Origin of the sequence: Citrobacter sp. Ce006 (genome assembly GCF_030336535.1) — a bacterium.
Taxonomy (GTDB): domain Bacteria; phylum Pseudomonadota; class Gammaproteobacteria; order Enterobacterales; family Enterobacteriaceae; genus Citrobacter; species Citrobacter europaeus.
Genome location: NZ_JAOWDO010000074.1, coordinates 191,395 through 211,641 on the forward strand (window position 1 = coordinate 191,395; position 20,247 = coordinate 211,641).

Sequence of the window (20,247 nt, forward strand, 5' to 3'; positions counted from 1 at the left end):
GAAGAGGGGATTGCCTGCGATGATTTTATCGAGAGGGTGATGACGTCAGGCTGACGCCCCCCTGACAATTCTGTCAGTTAACCCGGGTCCCGGCTCAGTGCCGGATTGAGCATTGCCCGCCGCTTTATTCGCTTGTATCGCAAAGGTGAGGCCAAATGTATTGATGCCACCTTCACTACGGGCAAAGACATCTCCCTTGTGCATAATGGCGACGGCACGCACGATCGACAGGCCCAGTCCATGGTGGGTATCACTCCTCGCCCGGGAGGTGTCAACGCGATAGAACCGCTCGAAAAGCCGGTGTAAGTGCTCTGGTGCTATCGGATCGCCCAGGTTTGACACTTCAACACAGGCTTGATGACCGGTTTCGCTTAACCGCACCGTAACCGTGCTATTGGACGGCGAATGCCTTGCGCTGTTTTCCAGTAAATTAGCCAATGAGCGATGGAACAGACGTCGGTCGATGTGCGCGATCACGTCGCCCTGAACATCCAGAGAGAGCTGTTTTTCAGCAAAAGAAGGTTCAACGTACTCCGCTGTTTTCAGGGTTTCTTTTCGCAGCGACACTTGGGTCAACTGGGACGCATGTTCACCCGCGTGGGCATGGGACAGGAACAGCATGTCGTTAACGATAGACGCCATGCGTTCCAGTTCTTCCAGATTGGAGCCCAATAATTCTTCCAGTTCATCATGCGAGCGTCGGCGCGAGAGCCCCAGTTGCGTCTGGCCGATCAGATTCGTAAGCGGAGTCCGGAGTTCATGCGCAACATCGGCATTAAAGCTGTCGAGCTGTCGCCAGGCGACCTCTTGCCGTTCCAGCACGCCATTAAAAGATGATGCTAACTGCTGTAATTCGTCAGGTAATGCTTCGGTATTCAGGCGCTGGCCATGGTCTCCCGGTGCAAGATGCCGGGCCTGTTTACTGAGCGCCCCAACGGGACGAAGACCGATCCTTGAAACGATGTATCCCAGTAAAGCGACAATCACGACGCCCAGCGCGGTAATGATTAACAGCGTCCGGGTGAAGGCATTCAGTGTGCCCATATACGGCGTGGAGTCGATGGCAACGATATAGCGCAGCTCAGGCCTTTCACCGTTGGCGGGGATCGTTTTCACTAACAGAAACAGCGAGCAGGCACCTTCCGATGCGCCGGGCACTTTATTAAAGCCTTCCTGTAAAGAAGACCACTCAACACCCACCGGTGGTGTTCCCCCCATGCTAAAGCGTGGGTTATCGCTCACTATCCAGTAGCGAACGCGTTCACCTTCAGAATTGGTTAACACGGTGAATTTATTGGCAAGCAGTGACCAGCCGTCAGCCGAGGTTCGTGCGGTGATCCACGGACTCATTAATGATTCCCGGAACAGCAGTTCGTTGTGCATCTGCTTTTGCAAAGAGTCATGCAAAGAGCTTCTGAGCAGGATGCCGATAACGGACACAATCAGCAGCGCGGATAAGGCAAACATCAGCGCCAGGTGAACGGAGATGGAACGCTCAGGCAAGCATATCCCCTTCATTTATTCGGACCGGACTTCGAGGACATAACCCATGCCACGAACGGTATGCAGCAGTTTGACATCGAACGGGGCATCCACTTTGGCTCGCAGGCGTTTAATGGCCACTTCAACCACGTTGGCATCGCTATCAAAGTTCATATCCCATATCTGCTCAGCAATCATCATCTTTGACAGGATCTCTCCCTGATGTCGGGCCAGAAGGCTCAACAGGGAAAACTCTTTCGCGGTCAGTTCCAGCCGTGTTCCGGCGCGAAATACCCGACGAGCCAGCAGGTAGAGCTGCAGATCGTGAATTTGCAACTGGGTGATGTCTGCGCCATCCGTAGAACGACGACGCACCAGGGCCTGAATACGCGCCACCAGCTCAATAAGCGAAAAGGGCTTGGGCAGATAATCATCCGCGCCAAGACGCAGCCCTTTAACACGTTCATCGACAGATCCGCGAGCCGAAAGCATCAGCACCGGCGTCTGTTTGGCTGCTCGCACACCCTCAAGTACCCGGTAACCATCCATCCCCGGCAGCATCACATCCAGTATTATCGCGTCGTAGTCGAACTCCAGCGCATAATGAAGACCTTCAGCGCCGTCTGCAGAGACATCTACCGTAAATCCGGACTCGCTCAACGCACGGTTAAGGTATGTTGACGTTTTTTCTTCATCTTCGACTAACAACAGGCGCATAACGGGACTTCCTCTTAGCTTTTCATCGGTGCTTCAATACCTGAACAACCCTGTTACTGAGACCATTTTGCCTTCTGATTGCCAACATAAAGCTGACGGTTACCTGACAAAAATGTTATTTCCGCGTCAGGATGCTGACAGCGCTCGCACCCTAATCTGAGCCTGCAAATTTAATCCGCGAGCCTGAATAACCAGGCCGACACTCATCGGGAGAGACCATGAAATTCACGCTTATCAGTGCAATGCTACTCACGGCTATGGCCGGAGTGACCTCAGCCAATGCGGCTGATTACAAAAAAAATCCATTCACGCTGGCCTATGACGGCGCCATCACTGAGAACGTCAAAGGCAAGGTCAACATTCACCCCGTGAAATACGATCTGCATGGCATCCAGATTGCTGCGAATGTCTATACCCCTGCTAACTACGATCCCGCCAAAAAATATCCTGCCGTGGTGGTGGCACATCCTAATGGCGGCGTAAAAGAGCAGGTCGCCGGGTTGTATGCCCAGCGTCTCGCCGAACAGGGCTACATCACGATTACCGCCGACGCGGCTTATCAGGGTGCTAGCGGTGGGATGCCTCGCAGCGTGGATAAACCCGCTAATCGCATTGAGGATATCCACGGTATGGCTGATTACATCAGCCAGTACCCTGGCGTAGATACCGCCCGCCTTGGTCTGCTGGGTATTTGCGGAGGCGGCGGGTATTCACTGATAGCCGCCGAAACTGACAAGCGGTTCAAATCGATAGCGACCATCAGTATGTTTAATTCAGGCCTGGTGCGACGTAACGGTATGCAGGATTCACAGCTGGATACTATCCAGCAGCGTCTTCAGCAGGCTTCTGACGCACGCGCTCAGGAAGCTGCCGGAGGCGAAGTGCTTTACTCCGGCGATGCCAATCTGACTGATGAACAGATTGCTAAATTACCCTTTGCCTTATATCGCCAGGGCTACGAGTATTACTGGAAAACTCACGCCCACCCGAACTCTACGTTTAAATACACCACCAGCAGTCTGCTGGATTTGATGAGTTTTGACGTCACGGACCATATCAATCTCATCAATCAACCGCTGCTGATGATTGCCGGTACAAAAGCGGATACGCTCTATATGACTGAAGATGCGTTCGCGAAAGCCACCGGTACGAAGGACAAAGAACTCTTATTGATCGATGGCGCTACTCACATCGAGACTTATTGGGTTCCTGAGTACGTTGACCAGGCGATGCAAAAGTTAGATGTCTTTTTTGATAAAAATATTTAATCCGTATCTGTCGATACCCCGAGGGGTATCGACTTATTCAGTATTTATTGTTCAGCTTAACGAAACTGGGCAGAAAGATAATTACGCACATTAAATAGCCGCTATGAATTAAATTCATAAAACAATTGGGCATGTGATGGCTATGTTTACCTGAATAAGTCTGTGAAATGAAAAATCCACGCAATTGCGTGGATTTTATAGTTTTTAGTGATTCTTATGAGATGTATTGAGATCTCATGAGACAACAAATTTAATTTAGACGTTGAACAGGAAGTTCATCACGTCGCCATCTTTAACGATGTAGTCTTTACCTTCTGCACGCATCTTACCGGCTTCTTTCGCGCCTTGCTCACCCTTGTAGGTGATGAAGTCTTCAAACGCGATGGTTTGCGCACGGATAAAGCCTTTCTCGAAGTCGGTGTGGATCTTACCGGCAGCCTGCGGAGCGGTCGCACCGACAGGGATGGTCCACGCGCGGACTTCTTTCACGCCAGCGGTGAAGTAGGTCTGCAGGTTCAGCAGCTCGTAACCAGCGCGGATAACGCGGTTCAGGCCCGGCTCTTCCAGACCCATTTCAGCCATGAATTCTTCACGGTCAGCATCATCGAGTTCTGCGATGTCAGCTTCAACGGCAGCGCAAACGGCAACAACAACAGACCCTTCTGCCGCCGCGATTTCGCGCACTTTATCGAGGTATGGGTTGTTTTCAAAACCATCTTCGTTGACGTTGGCGATATACATCGTTGGCTTCAGCGTCAGGAAGCTCAGGTATTTGATGGCTGCTTTGTCTTCTTCGGTCAGCGTTTTCAAAGCGCGCAACATGCCGGCGTTTTCCAGCTGTGGCAGGCATTTTTCCAGCGCAGCCAGTTCCGCTTTAGCGTCTTTATCGCCGCCCTTGGCCTTCTTCTGTACGCGATGGATAGCGCGCTCACAGGTATCCAGGTCAGACAGTGCCAGTTCGGTATTGATAACTTCAATGTCGTCAGCCGGATCCACTTTGTTATTAACGTGGATGATGTTGTCGTTTTCAAAGCAGCGAACCACATGGCCGATAGCTTCGGTTTCACGGATGTTGGTCAGGAACTGGTTACCCAGGCCTTCACCTTTGGATGCGCCTTTTACCAGACCGGCAATGTCGACGAATTCCATCGTGGTTGGCAGGATACGCTGCGGTTTGACGATTTCGGCCAGCTGATCCAGACGCGGATCGGGCATCGGGACAACACCCGTGTTCGGCTCGATAGTACAGAACGGGAAGTTTGCCGCTTCAATACCCGCTTTTGTGAGCGCGTTGAACAGGGTAGATTTGCCTACGTTTGGCAAACCGACGATACCGCATTTGAATCCCATGTTTAAATCACCTTAATCTTTTGATATTCAATCTGTTATAGAAAACAGATTGTAGAAAAGTAAATAACTTTGCCTATTATACACAGCACGCGAGAAAAATGCCGCACATCGCTGCTTATTGCGCTTTAAAGGTGTGTAACCGGCTCGTTGCCTTGGTTAGGCCATCTTTGAATAAAATCTCGGTACAACGTGCCGCTTCGTCAATCGCTTCATCAATTAACTTCTGTTCTGAAACAGGCGGTTTGCCTAAAACAAATCCGACAACTTTGTTTTTATCGCCCGGATGCCCAATTCCGACGCGTAAACGATGAAAGTTAGGGTTATTGCCCAACTTACTGATGATGTCTTTCAGGCCATTGTGTCCGCCATGACCGCCGCCAAGCTTAAATTTGGCCACACCAGGCGGCAGGTCTAACTCGTCGTGTGCGACCAAAATTTCATCGGGATTAATTCGATAAAAACTGGCCATTGCGCCGACAGCCTTGCCGCTCAGATTCATAAATGTGGTCGGCACCAGCAAACGAACATCTTCCCCTTCGAGCGTTACTCTGGAGGTATAGCCGAAGAATTTCGGCTCATCGCGCAGGGGAGCGCGTAATCTCTCTGCCAGAAGATCGACATACCATGCGCCTGCGTTGTGTCGCGTTGCCGCATACTCTGCGCCGGGGTTCGCCAGGCCGACAATCAATTTAATCGCCACGTGTTTTGTCCTGAGTGTTTCCATAAACGACGTGTAGTTTACTGTCTGAGGCTGCTGTTGACAAAAAACTGCGTGCTACTCGCCAAAAGCTGAATAATTGCACAAATGGACTATTAGAAATTGAGTGTGTTCAGTAGCTTATTTGTAAAGTTTTGTTGCGTGAGTGTTTGTAATTGTGATCGCTCCCGCACTTGCGAACGGCAGTGTTGTCTATACTTTACACATAAGGATTAGGGGTATTCCCTGTAACAACCCAAAGTTCCGGAGGTGACACATGAAACGCAAAAACGCTTCGTTACTCGGTAACGTGCTCATGGCTTTAGGGTTGGTGGTGATGGTAGGTGGTGTCGGTTACTCTATTTTAAACCAACTGCCGCAATTTAATCTGCCACAGTTTTTCGCACATGGTGCCGTGCTCAGTATTTTTGTTGGTGGTGTTCTCTGGTTGGCAGGTGCCAGAGTGGGTGGGCATGAACAAATCAGTGACCGTTACTGGTGGGTGCGCCATTATGACAAACGCTGCCGTCGCGGTGATACCAATCATCGTCATAACTAAATAAGTGCTGCGTTAAGAACACAAAGTCCTGGTCGAAAAACCAGGGCTCTGTTTGTTCATTACACTTGCATTAAACGCTCTTCTGTTCACTACCGAATATAAGAAACGTTATTCGAATAATCGATAATGTAGCGCCTTAACCGCGCTATCCGCAGCTTCAGCCGGTAACAGAATGCTCAGGTTATCGTTTGACGCACCGTGGCAAATCATTCGCACCGTATGCTCTTCGAGCCAGGCAAAAACGTCTTTGCAAACCCCCGCAGCCTGGGTCAGTTGATTCCCCACCAAAGTGACTAATGCCAGTCCGGTTTCCACTTCCACACGACAGTGGGAGGACAATGCGGTAAACAATGCCGTGGTCAGCACATGGTCTTCACCTGAGGTTGCATGAGTGGCGTCCAGCGCCAACGCAATACTATTCTCTGAGGTTGTAACCAAATCCACCGTGACCGCGTGGCGAGCTAAAATGGTGAAGGACTGTGCCAGGAAAGAACAGAACGGCTGTGTCTCCAGACGATGTAATCGCAACAACGTCTGTTTACGGCGCACGGCAAGCGCACGGTAGCGCGGTGGATTATCGGTGGTATTGTGTACCAGCGTACCTCCGGCGGCAGTATCCTTACTGGAGCCTACAAAGACCGGAATGCTTTTACGCATTGCCGGGAGCAGCGTAGCCGGGTGGAGGACCTTCGCCCCGTAGGCGGCCATATCGCTGGCCTCGGAAAATGAGATGTGGTCGATGCGTTTGGCCCGCGGCGCAATGCGCGGATCGGTGGTGTAGATCCCTGCGACGTCGGTCCAGATGTCCACGCGTGTGGCGTGAAGCGCCTCACCGAGAAGCGTTGCCGTGTAATCACTACCGCCGCGTCCAAGCGTTGTGGTATGCCCAGCGGCATCACGGCCAATAAACCCCTGAGTCACCATAATCGCTTGCTCAAGACGAGGGCGCAAGTGTGTCTCCACCTGGTGGTGCAGGGTGCTAAGTTCGGGTTCCGCGCAGCCGAAGTTCGAATTGGTACGCATTACGCTGCGGGCGTCAAACCACCCGGCCTCAGCATGCCGTTCACGTAACACTTCAGTAAACAGCAAAGAGGACATCAGCTCGCCGTGACTAACCAAATCATCGCTTAGCGCATCGGACGGTGAAACCGTCGCCGTTTGCGCAAGATGACGAATATTGTTGAGAAGATTATCGATTTCCGTGCTGATAACGGACGGCTGCTTCAGGCGGGAAATAATGTTGTATTGGATGGCGCGTAAGGTCTCAAGCTTATCTAATTGTTGATGCGTTTCCAGACCTTCAGAAAGCTCGACCAGTAAGTTTGTGACGCCTGCGGAAGCAGACAGTACGACTAAACGGACATCGTGATCAGCAAGGACAATGCTGGCGCTTCGGTTCATCGCATCAAAATCAGCGACGCTGGTGCCGCCAAATTTGGCAACGACGGATGGTGGATAAATGCGAGTCATAACAATCTCATATCAGGGCGCCATAAAAGTATGGCTAGAAAATTTTCATTCTCGGCATAAGGGAACGACGTTCACCTTACGAAATGTCCGCCCGCGAACATTTCTGCTGACAACCCAGGGAATACCTGTTGTCGATAACGCGTGTCGCCTGTACGCGTTATCGGGTGCTGCGCATTAATTATCTACATAGCCTGTAAATAAGCGCGCCATACTAAGTGATTTATATTTAGGGATCGACTTTTTTATTCGATTTATCGATAAATAAGTGAAAAATCATGTCGTAACAAGAAAACGCTTACATTATTAATGGTAAAAACGTGTAAAAAAATAATAAAAACATGAAAATTCCATGGTTTTTATTACAACACAGGCGTTGCAACTGGGTACGGTTTTGTAAAATAAATAGCTATATTACTTTATGATTTCGTAATGTTGAATGAGTGTTACGTTTTGAATTTTAAGGTAAAAATGCTTATTTAAGCGACGGGAAAATAAATGATTGAGTCCTGTGCTAAAACAACATATATTAGCCGCGCTTTTTTACAGGTAATCCTTATAACCATTTATTCAATCAGGCGTTAATCTACACCTGGTTGTAGGAGTGATATGATGACGGATAAAGTCCGTATTGATACTTTAAGTGCTAATTCATTACCACAGAGCAATGATACCTTTTTAGCAAGACAGGCTGAGTTTGAATCTAATGTCCGCAGCTATCCGCGTAAACTGCCATTGGCAATTGCCAAAGCACAGGGCGTCTGGATTACTGATGTAGAAAATAATCAATATCTTGATTGTCTGGCAGGCGCCGGAACTCTGGCGCTTGGTCATAACCATCCTGAAGTGCTGCAAAGCATTCAAAGTGTCATCACAAGCGGCTTACCGTTACATACGCTTGACCTTACCACGCCGTTAAAAGATGAATTCTCATCTTATTTACTTTCTTTATTACCGGGCCAGGGCAAAGAGTATTGCCTGCAGTTCACCGGGCCGTCCGGTGCTGATGCCGTTGAAGCGACGCTGAAGCTGGCGAAGAAAGTCACCGGCCGTTCCAGCATCATTAGCTTCTCTGGTGGCTACCACGGGATGACGCACGGTGCGCTGTCCGTGACCGGCAACCTGTCGCCGAAAGAAGCGGTCAGTAACATGATGGCGGAAGTGCAGTTTATGCCGTATCCGCATCAGTACCGCTGCCCGCTGGGTATTGGCGGTGAGGCTGGCGTGAAAGCATTAACCTACTACTTTGAAAACCTGATCAACGACGTTGAAAGCGGCGTGCGTAAACCGGCAGCCGTGATCCTCGAAGCGGTGCAGGGCGAAGGCGGCGTAAACCCGGCGCCGGTCGAGTGGTTGCAGCGCATTCGTAAAGTGACGCAGGAACACGGCATTCTGCTGATTATCGATGAAGTTCAGGCTGGCTTTGCGCGTACCGGTAAACTGTTCGCCTTCGAGCACGCTGGTATTGAGCCAGACATCATCGTGATGTCCAAAGCGGTTGGCGGCGGTCTGCCGTTGGCGGTGCTGGGTATTAAGAAGCAGTTCGACGCGTGGTCTCCGGGCCACCACACTGGCACCTTCCGCGGTAACCAGCTGGCGATGGCGACCGGTCTGACAACGCTGAAGATCCTCAAAGACGATAAGATTGCCGATAAAGTTGCCGCCCAGGGCGAGTGGCTGAAAGGCAAACTGGCTGACCTGCAGAAACGCTACCCGGTTATCGGCCAGGTGCGTGGCCTCGGTCTGATGATCGGTCTGGAAATCGTGAAGCCGGGCGAAGCGCAGGATCACATGGGCTGCTACCCGGCCGATGGCGAACTGGCCGCGCTGCTGCAGAAAAAATGCTTCGAAAACGGCCTGATTCTGGAGCGCGGTGGTCGCAATGGCTGCGTCCTGCGTCTGCTGCCGTCTCTGCTGATCACCAACGCTGAGCTGGAAATTTTCCTCGATAAATTCGAAAACGCCCTGCTGGGCGCTGGCGTGAAGCCGGTTTAAACGGAGTTGGATCGAATGTCAGACGTAAACCCGATTCTGTCCGGCTCGGCGCAAAGTATCGCTGCCTATCAGGACGCTATCGAGCAGAGTACGCAAGCCGTCGTTGAATGGTTGAAGCAGCCTGAGATGTATCAGGGCAAAACCGTTGAACAGCTGCGGGAACGTATCAACCTGAACTTTACGTCTCAGGGCCTGGGCAACCAGGCCGCTATTGAGCGTGCGGTTGAATACTTTCTGAAAGATAGCCTGTTGGTTCACCATGCGCAGTGCGTCGCGCACCTGCACTGCCCAAGCCTGGTGATTAGCCAGGCGGCGGAAGTGCTGATCAACGCCACCAACCAGAGCATGGACTCCTGGGACCAGAGCCCGTCGGCCACCATCATTGAGATCAAACTGATCGAATGGCTGCGTGAGCAGGTAGGCTACGGCGCAGGCGACGCGGGCGTATTCACCAGCGGCGGCACCCAGAGCAACCTGATGGGTCTGATGCTGGCGCGTGATGCCTTCTTCGCACGCCAGGGGCACTCCATTCAGCAGAATGGTCTGACCGGCGATCTGAGCAAAATCAAAGTGTTCTGCTCTGAAAGTGCGCATTTTTCCGTACAGAAGAACATGGCGCTGATGGGGCTGGGCTACCGTTCCGTCACCCAGGTGAAGACCGATGCCTTCTCACGTATGGATCTGGCAGACCTGAAAGACAAGCTGGCCCACGCGAAAGCCAACGGCGAGCAGGTGATGGCGATTGTTGCCACGGCCGGAACGACCGATGCGGGCGCAATTGATCCGTTAGCGGATATCGCGGCGCTGGCGGCAGAAAACCAGATCTGGATGCACGTGGATGCGGCATGGGGCGGGGCGCTACTGCTTTCTGAGAAGTATCGTCACTTCCTGAATGGCCTGGAGCTGGCGGATTCCGTCACCCTGGACTTCCACAAGCAGTTCTTCCAGACCATCAGCTGCGGCGCGTTCCTGTTAAAAGACGCGCGTCACTATGAGCTGATGCGCTATCAGGCGGCATACCTGAACTCTGATTTCGATGAAGAGGCTGGCGTGCCAAACCTGGTGTCGAAGTCGCTGCAGACCACGCGTCGTTTCGACGCGCTGAAGCTGTGGATGGGCCTCGAAGCGCTGGGCAAAAAGCAGTATGCCGAAATCATTGATAACGGCGTAACACTGGCGCGTGATGTGGCTGAGTTTGTGAAAACCCAGCCGCATCTGGAACTGGTGATGGAGCCGCAGCTGGCAAGCGTACTGTTCCGCTTCCGCCCGCAAAGTGACGACATGGCCTTCGTTGCGCTGCTGAACCAGCGTATTGGTGACGTTCTGCTGGCTTCCGGTAGCGCCAACGTCGGCGTGACCGAAGCAGATGGCGTCACCTGCCTGAAGCTGACGCTGCTGAATCCTACCGTGTGTCTGGAGGACGTTAAAGTTCTGCTGGCAAGCGTGAAGGCAACGGCTGAGCAACTGCTGAAAGCCTAAGCAATAAGCTTGTTATAAAAATGGCTCCCACATGTGGGAGCCATTTTTTTTTCTGTCATTTGTCGCCCCGGCGGCGCTTCGCCTGGCCGGGCTACGGTTAGATGATGTCTGCCAGCGCGGCGTCTTTATTCGGGAAGAAAGTCAGGCGCCCGGCAATCGGCTGAATGCCTGCGCGCGCCATGGTACGTAGCGGCTGGAATTCCAGATTACTGATGCGTAATTCACAACCTTCCGGCAGCCGTTTGACAAAACGCTGGAAAGCATCCAGACCACCGGCATCCAGTACCGGGACCGCGTCCCACTTCAGGACCACGATGCGTTTACCTGCAATACGTGACTCGAGGTCGGTAAATAATCCTTCCGCAGCGGCAAAGAATAGTGGGCCAATGACGCGCAATACCAGCACATCGTCCGGTACGTCAACGTTGACCGGCGCCAGACGCGTCATGCGTGCAATACGACGCATAAACAGCAGAGAGGCGAGAACGATACCGACGCTGATAGCGATAACCATGTCGAACAGCACCGTCAGCGACATACACATCAGCATGACGATGATGTCGTCTTTCGGCGCATGACGCAGCAGATCCACCACTTTATGCGCTTCACTCATGTTCCATGCCACCATCAGCAGCAGAGCGGCCATGGCGGAAAGCGGCAACCAGGAAAGTAGCGGCGCAAGCACCAGCAGGGCAAGGATCACCAGAATCGCGTGGATAACCGCAGAGATTGGTGAGGTCGCCCCGGCGCGGACGTTTGCCGCAGAACGGGCAATTGCCGCTGTGGCGGTGATACCACCGAAGAACGGCGCGACGATGTTACCCAGTCCCTGACCAATCAGCTCGCTGTTAGCTTTATGTTTGGTGCCGGTCATCCCATCGAGTACGACGGCGCACAGCAGAGATTCGATCGCCCCGAGCATCGCCATCGAGAAGGCCGCCGGTAACAGCGCCTGTAACGAACTCCAGCTCAGGGTAAAGTTTGACTCCGGCATATTCCACGGTAATACCAACTGCGGTAGCAGCTGTGGGATACCATTGCCCTGTGAGCCATCAGCCAGAATGTAGTGGAACTGAGAGCCGATGGTGGCAACATGCCCGCCGGTGAGGTTCACGATCCCCATTACCGCACAGCCTGCCAGCAGTGCAGGAAGGTGACCCGGCAGTCGAATCCCTAGACGCGGCCAGAAAATCAGGATCCCCAGCGTCACTACGCCAATAGCGGCATCGCCAACGTTGATGGTCGGCAGGGCCATAAACAGCGCGCCGACCTTCTGCAGGTAGTGCTCCGGGACATGAGCCATCTGCAGGCCAAGAAAATCCTTAATCTGCATGGTACCGATGGTGATACCAATACCCGAGGTAAAACCTAACGTAACGGACACCGGGATATATTCGATCAGGCGACCAAAGCGGGCGAGGCCGAAAAGGATCAGGAATATCCCGGACATCAGCGTGGCAACCAGCAGGCCTGCCAGCCCAAACTGTTGCGACACCGGATACAGAATCACCACGAAGGCGGCGGTTGGACCTGATACGCTAAAGCGCGATCCCCCGGTAAGGGCGATGACAATCCCAGCGACGGCTGAGGTATACAGGCCGTACTGCGGCGCAACGCCACTGCCTATTGCCAGGGCCATCGCCAGCGGAATGGCAATGATCCCAACGGTAATCCCGGCGATCAGGTCGCGGGTAAAGCGAGAAGCGGTATATTTTTCTTTCCAACAAGCGTCGATGAGGGCGCGGAAAGGCATCACATGTGAGGAAAATAATCTGTTCACAATAATGTTTCATCCATGAGCGCATCATCTATCTAAAAAACGATAGTTGAAGTTGGCATAAATCATACAAATAAATAAAAAGGATAAAAAAACCCGCCGCAGCGGGTTTTTGAGCCGGGCTCGATTAATGCTCGAACATGGCAGAGATGGATTCTTCGTTGCTGATACGACGAATCGCTTCGGCCAGCATACCCGACAGGGTCAATGTACGCACGTTTGGCAGTGCTTTGATTTCGTCAGTCAGTGGAATAGTGTCACAGACAACGACTTCGTCAATCACTGAGTTGCGCAGGTTGTTTGCCGCATTACCTGAGAAGATCGGGTGGGTTGCGTAAGCAAATACGCGTTTTGCACCACGTTCTTTCAGTGCTTCTGCTGCTTTACACAGCGTACCGCCGGTATCGATCATGTCATCAACCAGCACGCAGTCACGACCTGCTACGTCACCAATAATGTGCATCACCTGAGAAACGTTTGCACGCGGGCGACGTTTGTCGATGATAGCCATGTCGGTATCGTTCAGCAGTTTAGCGATAGCGCGGGCACGCACGACGCCACCGATATCCGGAGAAACCACAATCGGGTTATCCAGGTTCAGCTGCAGCATGTCTTCTAACAGGATCGGGCTACCGAATACGTTATCAACCGGTACGTCGAAGAAGCCCTGGATCTGTTCAGCATGCAGGTCAACGGTGAGGACGCGGTCAACGCCAACGCTGGACAGGAAATCAGCGACGACTTTAGCGGTAATCGGTACACGAGCGGAACGTACGCGACGATCCTGACGTGCATAGCCGAAGTAAGGAATAACGGCGGTGATACGGCCTGCGGAAGCACGGCGCAGCGCATCAACCATAACGACCAATTCCATCAGGTTGTCGTTAGTAGGGGCACAAGTGGACTGGATGATGAAAATATCACCACCGCGTACATTTTCATTAATTTGTACGCTGACTTCGCCGTCGCTAAAGCGACCTACAGCGGCGTCGCCGAGTGAAGTGTACAGGCGGTTGGCAATACGTTGTGCTAGTTCCGGGGTGGCGTTACCAGCAAAAAGCTTCATATCAGGCACGAGAAGAACCTCAGGCATGCGTCCATTGGTGGAAAGAATCTGCCGAAAACTGTGCGGGCCAGGCAGTATCCTCTCCATGCGGTGTATTAAAGAGCGCGATGCAACGTCTGGAACAGGGTGACGTTGTCACCGCAACTCAGCTTGCCCGGCTTACTCGTGATCCTTCGTGTTTCATGTGCGTTGGCATCAATTTCTCGCACCAGTCACATACTTTTGTATGCTCCTGGCGATTTGTCATCTCGCCATCTTCCTGAAACCCGAATGATTTAGAGTAACGCTCTATGCAATGGGGAGAGGTTGACACCTTTCGCCACAAAGCCTTTGAGCCATTCCGGGGCTTGCTCAAGCACCTGGCGAGCACGAGACTCAGTGTCAAATTCAGCAAAGACACAAGCCCCTGTACCAGTCAGGCGCGACGGCGCGTATTCTAACAGCCAGGAAAGCGCCGCATCAACCTCGCGAAAACGTTTTCTTGCGATAACCTCGCAATCATTGCCGAATTCACATTTTAGTAACGTTTTTATTGACCTTTTTGGCGTGTTACGCGGGAGGTCGGGATCTTTAAAAATCACCGGTGTCGGAATACTGACTCCCGGGTGTGCAACCAGATACCATTTTTCCTCTGGCTCGACCGGTGTCAGAATTTCTCCTACGCCTTCGGCAAAGGCCGCATGGCCACGCACGAACACGGGAACGTCTGCCCCCAGCGTTAAGCCGAGTGCCGCCAGTTCATCAACCGAGAGTCCGCATTGCCAGAGATGATTCAGCGCCACCAGAACGGTCGCCGCATTAGACGAGCCTCCGCCAAGACCGCCGCCCATCGGCAGGCGTTTTTCGATACTGATGTCGGCGCCGCTCCCTTGAGGAAGACGATTGCTTTCAGATGCCACCTTCATCAGCAAACGTGCCGCACGGACGATCAGGTTGTCTTCATGCGCAACGCCTTCCACCGGGGTTAACAGGCGAATTTCGCCGTCGCCGCGCGGCGCAATATCTATCGTGTCGCCATAATCAAGAAACTGAAATAACGTCTGCAGCGTGTGGTAACCGTCCGCACGCTGCCCGGTGATGTATAAAAACAGATTCAGTTTTGCCGGAGAGGGCCAATGGGTCATCATTTCACAATCCAGTTATCCATCTTCAGCTTAATACGCTGGGAGCCGTCGGACAGTTCCATGTTTGCCGGCATCGCGGGCTGGGTTTTGCTGTCGTAGGCGCTATAGACCACTTTCCAGCTTTTACCGTCTTTGCTGTAGTTCACCTCACTCAGACGATATTGGTTATCGAGCTTGTAATCGGTGGCGTCACCTGGCAGACCAAGGATCCACTGGCGCAGGCTGTTCAATGGAATAGGCATGCCGGTCAGTTTGCCAATCATCTCTTCGGCGTCGTCGGCGGTGTAATGCTTGCCTTTGTTATCGACAAGTTCGACGCTGCCCGGCTGCGCATTGAGTTCCAGTTCAGTGCTGCCCAGCGGGTTGGTCAGCAGGAGACGATAGCGATCCTGTCCGGTTTGTTGCCAGAAAAAGCGGGCATACACTTTCTGTTGATCGGAGATATAGGCAAACGCACCGCGCGTCTGATATTGGTTCAGGGCGCGTACTTCCTGCTGGTGCTGGCGCCACTGTGGCGAGTCGGGGCTTTTGCCGGGACCTTTCGGCGCGTTGATCGTACAAGCGGTAAGAACCAGGGCCGCCAGCGGCAGCAGGCGAATCAGGCGAAAATCGGGCAGGGTCATAATGATGACAAATCCTTGAGATACGTTGCAGTTATAATTCTTAATGCTAGCGCCGCCATCAGGCATCGTCTACGTTCAAGTTATCTTAAATCGCTTAAATTTGTGCACTAAGCCATTACTCCAAAAGGGGTCAGTCTCTTTTATTGACCGCACGCATCCTGTATGATGCACCCAGTCTAACCTTATCAACGCTGGTACTATTCCCGCACACATGACCCTTTTAGCGCTTGGTATTAACCATAAAACGGCACCTGTATCGCTGCGAGAACGCGTAACGTTTTCGCCGGATACGCTCGATCAGGCGCTGGACAGCCTGCTCGCGCAGCCAATGGTGCAGGGCGGGGTGGTGTTGTCGACGTGTAACCGCACGGAGCTGTATCTCAGCGTTGAAGAGCAGGATAACCTGCAAGAAGCGCTGGTTCGCTGGCTGTGCGAATACCACAACCTCAATGAAGAAGACCTGCGCAACAGCTTGTACTGGCACCAGGACAACGACGCCGTTAGTCATTTGATGCGTGTTGCCAGCGGTCTGGATTCACTGGTGCTCGGTGAACCACAAATTCTGGGGCAGGTGAAAAAAGCGTTTGCGGATTCGCAAAAAGGCCACCTGAACGCCAGTGCGCTGGAACGCATGTTCCAGAAATCATTCTCTGTCGCTAAACGTGTACGTACAGAAACTGACATCGGCGCCAGCGCCGTGTCGGTGGCGTTTGCCGCCTGTACCCTGGCGCGGCAGATATTTGAATCGCTCTCCACGGTAACCGTGCTGTTAGTGGGCGCAGGCGAAACTATCGAATTGGTGGCGCGACACCTGCGTGAGCACAAAGTGAAGAAGATGATCATCGCCAACCGTACGCGTGAGCGTGCGCAGGTGCTGGCGGATGAAGTCGGCGCTGAGGTGATTTCACTGAGTGATATCGACGCGCGTTTGCAGGATGCTGATATTATTATCAGTTCTACCGCCAGCCCGTTGCCGATTATCGGCAAAGGAATGGTAGAACGCGCGCTTAAAAATCGTCGTAATCAACCTATGCTGCTGGTGGATATCGCCGTACCGCGTGACGTTGAGCCGGAAGTGGGTAAATTGTCTAACGCCTATCTGTACAGCGTAGACGACCTGCAAAGCATCATTTCGCATAACCTGGCCCAGCGCAAAGCGGCGGCCGTGGAAGCCGAAACGATTGTGGAGCAGGAAGCCAGCGAGTTTATGGCCTGGTTACGTGCCCAGGGCGCAAGCGACACTATCCGCGAGTATCGCAGTCAATCAGAACAAATTCGTGATGAACTGACCGCCAAAGCGTTGGCTGCTCTTCAACAGGGTGGTGATGCGCAAGCCATTATGCAGGATCTGGCCTGGAAACTGACCAACCGCCTGATCCATGCACCAACCAAATCACTTCAACAGGCTGCCCGTGACGGGGATAGTGAACGCCTGAATATTCTGCGCGACAGCCTCGGGCTGGAGTAGCAGCACACCAATCTTATTTTTTACAGGGTGCATTTACGCCTATGAAGCCTTCTATCGTTGCCAAACTGGAAGCCCTGCATGAACGCCATGAAGAAGTTCAGGCGCTGCTCGGTGATGCGGGTACTATCGCAGACCAGGACCGCTTTCGTGCACTGTCGCGTGAATATGCGCAATTAAGCGATGTATCTCGCTGTTTTACGGACTGGCAACAGGTTCAGGAAGATATCGAAACGGCTCAGATGATGCTCGACGATCCTGAAATGCGTGAAATGGCGCAGGATGAACTGCGTGAAGCAAAAGAGAAATGCGAGCAGTTGGAGCAACATCTGCAGGTTCTGCTGTTACCTAAAGATCCCGATGACGAACGTAACGCCTTCCTCGAAGTTCGTGCGGGAACTGGTGGTGATGAAGCCGCACTGTTTGCCGGCGATCTGTTCCGCATGTATAGCCGTTATGCTGAGTCCCGTCGCTGGCGGGTTGAGATCATGAGCGCCAGCGAAGGCGAACATGGCGGGTTTAAAGAGGTCATTGCCAAGATTAGCGGTGAAGGCGTTTACGGGCGACTGAAATTTGAGTCCGGCGGCCATCGCGTTCAGCGCGTACCTGCGACGGAATCACAGGGCCGTATTCACACCTCTGCCTGTACGGTCGCAGTTATGCCGGAATTACCGGATGCCGAACTGCCGGACATCAACCCGGCCGATCTGCGTATTGATACCTTCCGCTCATCAGGAGCAGGCGGTCAGCACGTTAACACCACCGACTCCGCAATCCGTATTACCCACTTACCGACCGGTATCGTAGTGGAATGCCAGGACGAACGTTCGCAGCACAAGAACAAAGCGAAAGCGATGTCGGTGCTGGGGGCGCGAATTCGTGCCGCCGAAGTGGCAAGACGTCAACAGGCGGAAGCCTCTGAACGACGCAATCTGTTGGGTAGCGGCGACCGTAGCGATCGTAACCGTACCTATAACTTCCCGCAGGGTCGCGTGACCGATCACCGCATTAACCTGACGCTCTACCGTCTGGATGAAGCGATGGAAGGTAAACTGGATATGCTCATTGAGCCGATTGTCCAGGAATACCAGGCCGACCAACTGGCGGCGTTGTCCGAGCAGGATTAATGGATTATCAGCACTGGCTGCGTGAAGCGATAAGCCAATTACAGGCAAGCGAAAGCCCGCGCCGTGACGCCGAGATTTTACTCGAGTCTGTTACCGGTAAGGGTCGCACCTTTATTCTGGCTTTCGGCGAAACGGTGTTAACCGAGGCGCAGCGTCAGCAACTCGACACATTACTGGAACGCCGTCAGCGGGGTGAGCCGGTGGCACATCTTACCGGCGTGCGCGAGTTTTGGTCGCTGCCGCTGTTTGTGTCTGCGGCGACGCTTATCCCTCGTCCGGATACCGAGTGTCTGGTGGAGCAGGCGCTGGCTCGCCTGCCGGCCTCAGCGTGTCGTATTCTCGATTTGGGAACCGGCACGGGCGCCATTGCGCTGGCGCTGGCAAGCGAGCGTCCGGATTGTGCGGTGACGGCGGTCGATCGTATGCCGGATGCCGTGGCGCTGGCCATTCGCAACAAACAGCATCTGGGCATCGACAATGTTTGCGTGCTGCAAAGCAACTGGTTCAGTGCATTGCAGGGACAGCGGTTTGATATGATTGTCAGCAATCCGCCGTATATCGACGAGCAGGATCCTCACCTGGCGCAAGGCGACGTTCGCTTTGAACCGCTGTCGGCACTGGTGGCAGGCGATCAGGGACTGGCGGATATCGTACACATCATTGACCAGTCTCAGCATGTGTTAACGCCCGGGGGCTATCTGATGCTGGAGCATGGCTGGCAGCAGGGACAGGCAGTCCGCGACGCCTTTACTCGGGCGGGTTATCAGGCGGTTGAAACCTGCCGTGACTATGGCGGCAACGAGCGAATTACGCTTGGACGCATCCCATCATGAATACTTTCAGTGTGTTACTCAACGTCCATCTCATCAGCATTGCGCTTTCTGTTGGTCTGCTGACGCTGCGTTTTTGGTGGCGTTACACCGACTCGCGTCTTGCCTGCGCGCGCTGGACGCGCGTTGTGCCGCCGGTTGTGGATACCGTTTTATTACTCAGCGGCGTGGCGTTAATGGTTAAAGCGCACATCCTGCCATTCACTGAGCACGGGACATGGCTGACTGAAAAGCTGTTTGGGGTTATCATTTACATCGTTTTGGGTTTTATTGCGCTCGATTATCGTCGGGCGCGCAGTCAGCAGGCGCGATTAATCGCATTTCCGCTGGCGCTGGTGGTGCTGTACATCATCATTAAACTCGCCACCACAAAAATACCGTTACTGGGGTAAGCATGAGGTCGTTAGCTGATTTCGAATTTAATAAAGCGCCATTGTGTGATGGGATGATCCTGGCGTCGGAGTCTATCCGTCTGGATTTTCCAACACAAACTGTCTATGACGAACTGGAACGTCTGGTCAGTCTGGCGCAAGAAGAAATTAGCCAGCTCCTGTCTCAGGATGAGCAACTGGAAAAACTGCTGGCACTTTTTTATGGCGAATGGGGGTTTACGGATACCCACGGCGTCTATCGTCTTTCTGATGCATTATGGCTTGATCAGGTACTGAAAAATCGTCAGGGCAGCGCCGTGTCGTTGGGGGCGATCTTATTGTGGATTGCCAACCGGCTGGAACTGCCGCTGGTGCCGGTGATTTTCCCGACACAACTTATCCTGCGTATCGAATCGCTCGATGGCGAAATGTGGCTAATCAATCCGTTCAATGGCGAAACGTTGAATGAGCACACGCTGGAAGTATGGCTGAAGGGGAATATCAGCCCGGTCGCGGAGTTGTTTAACGAAGACCTGGATGAGGCGGATAATGCAGAAGTCATCCGCAAGCTGCTCGACACGCTGAAATCATCGCTGATGGAAGAGCGGCAAATGGAGCTGGCGCTGCGTGCCAGCGAAGCACTATTACAGTTTAATCCCGAAGATCCGTATGAAATACGCGATCGCGGATTGATATACGCGCAGCTCGAGTGTGAACATGTTGCGCTGACCGACTTAAGTTATTTCGTTGAACAGTGTCCGGAAGACCCGATCAGCGAAATGATTCGTGCGCAGATTAATACTATTTCGCACAAGCAAATTGTATTGCATTGATTAATGACACTTTACCT

Annotated in this window: 18 protein-coding genes; 9 read left to right on the forward strand and 9 right to left on the reverse strand. The window is 52.9% G+C overall.

What is annotated here, in order from left to right; translation table 11 throughout:
• Positions 1 to 45: 45 nt before the first annotated feature.
• On the reverse strand, positions 46 to 1,503 hold the full coding sequence (locus OGV94_RS24465; RefSeq protein WP_286524640.1) for a heavy metal sensor histidine kinase: 1,458 nt from the start codon (positions 1,501 to 1,503) through the stop codon (positions 46 to 48).
• Positions 1,504 to 1,518: 15 nt separating this feature from the next.
• The gene (locus tag OGV94_RS24470; RefSeq protein ID WP_286524643.1) at positions 1,519 to 2,199 is read right to left on the reverse strand and encodes a heavy metal response regulator transcription factor; all 681 of its coding nucleotides are present in this window, start codon (positions 2,197 to 2,199) and stop codon (positions 1,519 to 1,521) included.
• Positions 2,200 to 2,417: 218 nt separating this feature from the next.
• Between OGV94_RS24470 and OGV94_RS24475 the strand changes: the two genes are divergently transcribed.
• Entirely contained in the window at positions 2,418 to 3,467 is a 1,050-nt protein-coding gene (locus OGV94_RS24475) for an alpha/beta hydrolase (protein ID WP_087053408.1), read from the forward strand.
• Between the two features lie 255 nt (positions 3,468 to 3,722).
• On the opposite strand, the gene ychF is transcribed toward OGV94_RS24475, so the two are convergent.
• Both ychF and pth read right to left on the reverse strand, forming a co-directional pair.
• On the reverse strand, positions 3,723 to 4,817 hold the full coding sequence (gene ychF, locus OGV94_RS24480; protein WP_043016108.1) for a redox-regulated ATPase YchF: 1,095 nt from the start codon (positions 4,815 to 4,817) through the stop codon (positions 3,723 to 3,725).
• 115 nt (positions 4,818 to 4,932) lie between these two features.
• Positions 4,933 to 5,517: an aminoacyl-tRNA hydrolase gene (pth, locus tag OGV94_RS24485; protein ID WP_003020814.1), complete on the reverse strand. Its 585-nt coding sequence runs from the start codon at positions 5,515 to 5,517 to the stop codon at positions 4,933 to 4,935.
• 274 nt (positions 5,518 to 5,791) lie between these two features.
• Between pth and ychH the strand changes: the two genes are divergently transcribed.
• The gene (gene ychH, locus OGV94_RS24490) at positions 5,792 to 6,073 is read left to right on the forward strand and encodes a stress-induced protein YchH (protein ID WP_003833480.1); all 282 of its coding nucleotides are present in this window, start codon (positions 5,792 to 5,794) and stop codon (positions 6,071 to 6,073) included.
• 108 nt (positions 6,074 to 6,181) lie between these two features.
• Here ychH and lysC read toward each other — a convergent pair whose 3' ends face one another.
• The gene (gene lysC / locus OGV94_RS24495; protein ID WP_087053407.1) at positions 6,182 to 7,543 is read right to left on the reverse strand and encodes a lysine-sensitive aspartokinase 3; all 1,362 of its coding nucleotides are present in this window, start codon (positions 7,541 to 7,543) and stop codon (positions 6,182 to 6,184) included.
• Between the two features lie 606 nt (positions 7,544 to 8,149).
• Here lysC and OGV94_RS24500 point away from each other — a divergent pair.
• Together OGV94_RS24500 and OGV94_RS24505 are read left to right on the forward strand one after the other, a co-directional pair.
• Positions 8,150 to 9,535 (forward strand): diaminobutyrate--2-oxoglutarate transaminase, encoded by a 1,386-nt coding sequence (locus OGV94_RS24500; protein WP_286524646.1) that lies wholly within the window; start codon positions 8,150 to 8,152, stop codon positions 9,533 to 9,535.
• A 15-nt stretch (positions 9,536 to 9,550) separates the two neighbouring features.
• Positions 9,551 to 11,014, forward strand: coding sequence for a pyridoxal phosphate-dependent decarboxylase family protein (locus OGV94_RS24505; protein WP_286524648.1), 1,464 nt, complete (start codon positions 9,551 to 9,553; stop codon positions 11,012 to 11,014).
• Positions 11,015 to 11,111: 97 nt separating this feature from the next.
• Here the strand turns inward: OGV94_RS24505 and dauA are convergent, their stop codons facing one another.
• From dauA to lolB, 4 genes are all read right to left on the reverse strand, one after another.
• A complete protein-coding gene (gene dauA / locus OGV94_RS24510) occupies positions 11,112 to 12,794 on the reverse strand; it encodes a C4-dicarboxylic acid transporter DauA (protein ID WP_072033928.1) in 1,683 nt (560 codons plus the stop codon).
• 124 nt (positions 12,795 to 12,918) lie between these two features.
• Positions 12,919 to 13,866: a ribose-phosphate diphosphokinase gene (prs, locus tag OGV94_RS24515; protein ID WP_001518537.1), complete on the reverse strand. Its 948-nt coding sequence runs from the start codon at positions 13,864 to 13,866 to the stop codon at positions 12,919 to 12,921.
• A 266-nt stretch (positions 13,867 to 14,132) separates the two neighbouring features.
• Positions 14,133 to 14,984: a 4-(cytidine 5'-diphospho)-2-C-methyl-D-erythritol kinase gene (gene ispE / locus OGV94_RS24520; RefSeq protein ID WP_286524650.1), complete on the reverse strand. Its 852-nt coding sequence runs from the start codon at positions 14,982 to 14,984 to the stop codon at positions 14,133 to 14,135.
• On the reverse strand, positions 14,981 to 15,604 hold the full coding sequence (gene lolB, locus OGV94_RS24525) for a lipoprotein insertase outer membrane protein LolB (protein WP_286524652.1): 624 nt from the start codon (positions 15,602 to 15,604) through the stop codon (positions 14,981 to 14,983). Before lolB ends, ispE begins: the two co-directional genes overlap by 4 nt.
• A 211-nt stretch (positions 15,605 to 15,815) precedes the next feature.
• Here lolB and hemA point away from each other — a divergent pair, with 211 nt between their 5' ends.
• The 5 genes from hemA to sirB1 are packed head-to-tail and all read left to right on the forward strand — an operon-like array spanning position 15,816 to position 20,230.
• The gene (gene hemA / locus OGV94_RS24530) at positions 15,816 to 17,072 is read left to right on the forward strand and encodes a glutamyl-tRNA reductase (RefSeq protein ID WP_003833420.1); all 1,257 of its coding nucleotides are present in this window, start codon (positions 15,816 to 15,818) and stop codon (positions 17,070 to 17,072) included.
• A gap of 41 nt (positions 17,073 to 17,113) precedes the next feature.
• Positions 17,114 to 18,196 (forward strand): peptide chain release factor 1, encoded by a 1,083-nt coding sequence (prfA, locus tag OGV94_RS24535; protein WP_003020786.1) that lies wholly within the window; start codon positions 17,114 to 17,116, stop codon positions 18,194 to 18,196.
• Positions 18,196 to 19,029, forward strand: a complete 834-nt coding sequence (prmC, locus tag OGV94_RS24540; RefSeq protein ID WP_087050477.1) for a peptide chain release factor N(5)-glutamine methyltransferase — start codon at positions 18,196 to 18,198, stop codon at positions 19,027 to 19,029. Before prfA ends, prmC begins: the two co-directional genes overlap by 1 nt.
• Positions 19,026 to 19,418: an invasion regulator SirB2 gene (gene sirB2 / locus OGV94_RS24545; RefSeq protein WP_043016117.1), complete on the forward strand. Its 393-nt coding sequence runs from the start codon at positions 19,026 to 19,028 to the stop codon at positions 19,416 to 19,418. The genes prmC and sirB2 overlap by 4 nt, the downstream gene beginning before the upstream one ends.
• 2 nt (positions 19,419 to 19,420) lie before the next feature.
• Entirely contained in the window at positions 19,421 to 20,230 is an 810-nt protein-coding gene (sirB1, locus tag OGV94_RS24550; protein ID WP_003020775.1) for an invasion regulator SirB1, read from the forward strand.
• The last annotated feature ends 17 nt before the right edge of the window (positions 20,231 to 20,247 follow it).